The organism is Mycolicibacterium pyrenivorans, assembly GCF_025821625.1.
GTDB classification, from domain to species: domain Bacteria; phylum Actinomycetota; class Actinomycetes; order Mycobacteriales; family Mycobacteriaceae; genus Mycobacterium; species Mycobacterium pyrenivorans.
In genome coordinates this window covers 1-665 of the sequence record NZ_JACKSH010000214.1, presented here as the reverse complement: position 1 = coordinate 665, position 665 = coordinate 1, and the positions used below count along the sequence as shown (strand labels likewise).

The 665-nt window shown below is 65.6% G+C and carries 1 pseudogene; it reads right to left on the bottom strand.

Annotation, left to right across the window (positions count from 1 at the left end):
- A pseudogene (locus H7I57_RS23920) lies at positions 1-665 on the bottom strand (hypothetical protein); the annotation flags it as partial.

Below are 665 nucleotides of genomic sequence, written 5' to 3'. Positions count from 1 at the left end.
TACTGGTCGCGAATGTTGACGATGACGTTCTCTGCGGTCGACACGGCCACATCCGCGCTGGTGAAGGTGATGTTGATCGTCCAGTCCAAGACCGTGGTCGGTGTCGTGAGGTCATCGAGGACCTTGAACAGTGTCGATCGCGGCCAGGCAATTCCGTTGTCGGGGAAGCTATCTAAGGGCAGCAGCGCTTGATAGGAGTCCGCAACACCGTCGGTGCGATCCCGGAAGGTACGTACGAACACGTCGGCGTCGGTGCGGGCCGCCCGCCAGCGGCGGTCGCGCAGCTGAGCCGCACCCGGGTCCAGGTGGACCGGGGTGAACGCCGACCCCGGCAGGGTGGCGTCGGGATTGAACGGTTGTGTCGGCAGCGGCGCATCCCAGGCGCCGCGGCTGGCGATGTAGTTCCAATGCCACCAGATCGGCAGGGTGGCGTCGGGATTGAACGGTTGTGTCGGCAGCGGCGCATCCCAGGCGCCGCGGCTGGCGATGTAGTTCCAATGCCACCAGATCTGTTCCACTGTCGCCGGTTTGGGGAAGAACACCGCAGGCAGCGCAGCGACCATTTGGGCGGCCAGGTCACGGTAGTAGGCGATAGAGGAGTCGGTGTCCTTGTCACGGCCGAGTGCGGCGTCGACCATGCGCCGCCACGTGCCGCTGGGGGTGCG